The organism is Actinosynnema sp. NPDC023658 (assembly GCF_040639995.1).
Lineage (GTDB): Bacteria > Actinomycetota > Actinomycetes > Mycobacteriales > Pseudonocardiaceae > Actinosynnema.
On record NZ_JBFAAX010000591.1, the window covers coordinates 1 to 3,543 of the forward strand.

The window sequence follows — 3,543 nt, forward strand, 5'->3', positions numbered from 1 at the left end:
CCCCGCGCGCGACGCCCCGATCGAGGCGGGCGCCGGGCGTTCGGCGGCCGGGCACCGGCCCGCGATCGCGGACGCCGCCGCCCGGCTCGCCAAGGCCTGGGCCGACGTCCGCGACTGGGACACCCCCGTCTTCTACCGCGACGGCACGCTCGCCGGCACCGCGTACGCCGTGTGGCGGGAGGTGGAGATCCACACCCGCGACCTGGACCTCGGCCCGGTCGCGTGGTCGCCCGAGTTCTGCGAGCACGTGATCGACTTCCTGTCCCCGCGCGTGCCGGCGGGCGTCCGGCTCACCCTCCGGGCGGGCGACCGCGCGTACGCGGTCGGAGAGGGTGAGGACGTCGTGCTGACCGGTTCGCTCACCGACCTCACCGCGTGGCTGGCCGGCCGTGAGCCGGAGGGGCGGATCACCGGCGACCGGCCCGAGCTCGACCCCTGGCCGTAGGTCCCGGCCCGACGGCGGCAGGTCGCGTCGCGGGCGGATAGGTTCGGGTGATGCTGCACGAGATCGCCGGAGCCACGCGGGGCTTCCTCGACCTGTTGGACGACGGGCAGCGCGCCGCGGCGGTGCGGGACATGTCCGACGACGCCCTGCGCACGACGTGGGCGTACACCCCCGGCGAGCGGCCGGGGGTCGGCTACGGCGACCTCGTGCGCGACCAGCGCAAGGCCGTGCACCGGCTGCTGTCGTGCGTGCTCAGCCCGCACGCCTACGCGCAGGTCGCCACGGTCATGGCCCTGGAGGACGTCCTGGACGACCGGGAGGGCGGCTCCCGCGACCGGCACCAGGGCGACTACTGGACGGTGCTGCTCGGTGAGCCCGGCGACGAGCCGTGGGGCTGGCGGGTCGAGGGGCACCACCTGTCGGTGAGCGTGGTGGTGGCGGAGGGGCGCGTGTCGGCCACCCCGTTCTTCCTCGGCGCGAACCCGGCCCGCACCACCTACCGGGGCGCCGCGGTGCTCCAGCCGCTGCGGTTGGAGGAGGAGCTGGCCCGCGAGCTGCTGAACCGCATGGGTCGCACGGCGCGCGGGCTGGCCGTGGTCTCCGACACCCCGCCGCCGGACCTGAAGACCGGCAACGCCCGGCGGGTCGGGGACCTCGAACCGGTGGGCGTGACGCCCGCCCAGCTCGACCGGGCGTCGCGCGGACTGCTGGTCGGGCTGGTGCGGTTCTACCTCGACCGGCTCACCGGCGACCTGGCCGACGAGGAGTTCGACGCCCTCGACCTCGACCGGCTGCACTTCTCGTGGGAGGGCTCGGACAAGCGCGGCCGCGGGCACTACTACCGGATCCAGGGGCCGGAGCTGCTGATCGAGTACGACAACACCGACAACGACGCCAACCACGCGCACTCGGTGTGGCGGCGGCGGTCCGGCGACTTCGGCGAGGACCTGCTCGCCGCGCACCGGGCGTCGGTGAGGCACGGGTGACCCCCGACGAGGCGATCGCGGAGCAGGAGCGGCTGCGGCCGTTGGTGTCGACGCGCGCGGACCCCGGTCTGGTGGTGCGGCACGTCGCCGGGCTGGACGTGTCCTACGCCGACGACGACCGGTTGGCCGCCGCCGTCGTGGTGCTGGACGCGGAGACCTTGGAGACCGTGGACTCCGTCGTGGTGACGGGCACGGCCGACTTCCCGTACGTGCCGGGGCTGTTCGCGTTCCGGGAGCTGCCGTCGTTGCTGGAGGCGCTGGCGGAGCTGACCGTGACGCCGGACCTGCTGGTGTGCGACGGGCAGGGCTTGGCGCACCCCCGGCGGTTCGGGTTGGCCTGCCACCTCGGCGTGGTGACCGGCCTGCCGAGCGTCGGCGTGGCCAAGACGCCCATGGGTCGGTTCTCCATGCCGGACGACGCGCGCGGGGCGCACACCGACCTCGTGGACGACGGCGAGGTGGTGGGTCGGGCGTTGCGGACGCGCGCGGGGGTGAAGCCGGTGTTCGTGTCCGTGGGGCACCGCATCGACCTCGACCGGGCGTGCGCCGAGGTGCTGCGGCTGTGCGTGACGCGGCTGCCGGAGACGACCCGGCGTTCGGACTCGGCGGGGCGGGCTCAGCTCAGGTAGGCCAGCTCGGGGTGGCGTCGGGTGTAGGTGTCCAGCAGGGACCTGGCCGTGGCGACCGAGTCGACCAGCGGGTGCAGTGCGAACGCCTTGAGCGCCGCCGCGCGGGTGCCTTCCATGACCAGCCGCTCCACGGCCTTGACCGACGTGACGAGGCCGGCCGCGTGGTCCGGCAGCGGGCTCACCGGCAGCGGTCGTGCGCCCGTGGCGTCCACTTCGCACGGCACCTCGACGACGGCTTGGTCGTCCAACGTGGACAGGGTGGAGTTGTTGGGCACGTTGAGGATCAGCGTGGCTTTCTCGTTGTCCGCGATGGCCCGCATGAGCGCCATGGCGACGTGCTCGTACCCGCCGCCCTCGAGGCTGTCGCGCTCGCGCTCCTGCGCCATGTACGTGGCTTCGCGCTCCAGCCGCGTGGTCTCCCAGTCCACGTCGCCGTCGTAGAAGCGTTGTTGTTGGCCGAGCAGGAAAGCGCCGCGGTTGTCGCCCAGGGCCTCACGCGTCGAGTAGTAGTAGTGCAGGTACTCGTTGGGGATGACGCCCAACGCCCGCAGCCACTCCGCGCCGAACAGCCGGCCCTCCTCGAAGCTCGTCAGCGCCTCCTCGTCGGCCAGCAGGGTCGGGAGCAGGTTCTCCGTGCCCACGTGGACGCCCTGCAACCAGCCGAGGTGGTTCAGGCCCGCGTAGTCGAACGTCGCGTCCGCGACGTCGAAGCCCTTGGCGACGTCGAGCGCCTTGGCGACGCGCCGGCACAGCGCGGGCGGCGAGTCGCAGATGCCGATGACGCGGTCGCCCAGGTGGCGGGCCATCACCTCGGTGATCAGCCCGGCCGGGTTGGTGAAGTTGATGACCCACGCCTGCGGCGCCAGCTCCGCGACGCGGCGGGCGATCGCGTCGGCCACCGGCGCGGTGCGCAGCCCGTACGCGATGCCGCCCGCGCCGACGGTCTCCTGGCCCAGGACACCGTGCGCGTGGGCGACCTCCTCGTCGATCGCGCGCCCGGCCAGGCCGCCCACCCGGATCGCGGAGAACACGAAGTCCGCGCCGCGCAGTGCCTCGTCCAGGTCGGTGGTGGCGGTGACCGGCGGACCGCCGCGCAGCACCCGGCGGATCGCGGCCAACCGGTGCGCGTCCACGTCGTGCAGCACGAGCTCGGTGATGCGCTCGTCCAGCGCCTTGTGCACGAGCGGCACGCGGAAGCCGCCGCCGCCCAGGATGACCAGCCTCATGCGTCCCATCCTGCCTCGGCCAGCAAGGTCACGAAGGCCGACGTGAGCGGGTCGGGGGCCCGGTGCGCGTAGGCGAACAGGGTGCGCCGCACGGGCGGGTCGGTGCGCAGGACCGCGCCGTCGAACGTCTCCGGCAGGATGTTGCTCGGCACGAGCGCCGGACCCAGCCCGGACGCGGCCAGCACGGGCGCCGCGGCCGTCTGCTCGGTGCGCACCGCCGCGCCCGGTTGGAACCCCCGGGCCGCGCAGGCGGCGTC

General features: G+C 74.1%; 5 protein-coding genes. 3 read left to right on the plus strand and 2 right to left on the minus strand.

What is annotated here, in order from left to right; all coding sequences use genetic code 11:
- The 3 genes from AB0G02_RS31680 to AB0G02_RS31690 all read left to right on the plus strand — a co-directional run.
- Positions 1-445: maleylpyruvate isomerase family mycothiol-dependent enzyme (locus AB0G02_RS31680; RefSeq protein ID WP_360801408.1), on the plus strand; the 445-nt coding region annotated here is incomplete at its 5' end.
- 50 nt (positions 446-495) lie between these two features.
- Positions 496-1,431 (plus strand): DUF3500 domain-containing protein, encoded by a 936-nt coding sequence (locus AB0G02_RS31685; protein ID WP_360801410.1) that lies wholly within the window; start codon positions 496-498, stop codon positions 1,429-1,431.
- Positions 1,428-2,060: an endonuclease V gene (locus tag AB0G02_RS31690; RefSeq protein WP_360801413.1), complete on the plus strand. Its 633-nt coding sequence runs from the start codon at positions 1,428-1,430 to the stop codon at positions 2,058-2,060. Before AB0G02_RS31685 ends, AB0G02_RS31690 begins: the two co-directional genes overlap by 4 nt.
- On the opposite strand, the gene AB0G02_RS31695 is transcribed toward AB0G02_RS31690, so the two are convergent.
- A complete protein-coding gene (locus AB0G02_RS31695; protein ID WP_360801416.1) occupies positions 2,048-3,286 on the minus strand; it encodes a 6-phospho-beta-glucosidase in 1,239 nt (412 codons plus the stop codon). The genes AB0G02_RS31690 and AB0G02_RS31695 overlap by 13 nt on opposite strands.
- On the minus strand, positions 3,283-3,543 hold a 261-nt coding region (locus AB0G02_RS31700), incomplete at its 5' end, for a LysR substrate-binding domain-containing protein (RefSeq protein WP_360801419.1). The genes AB0G02_RS31695 and AB0G02_RS31700, both read right to left, overlap by 4 nt.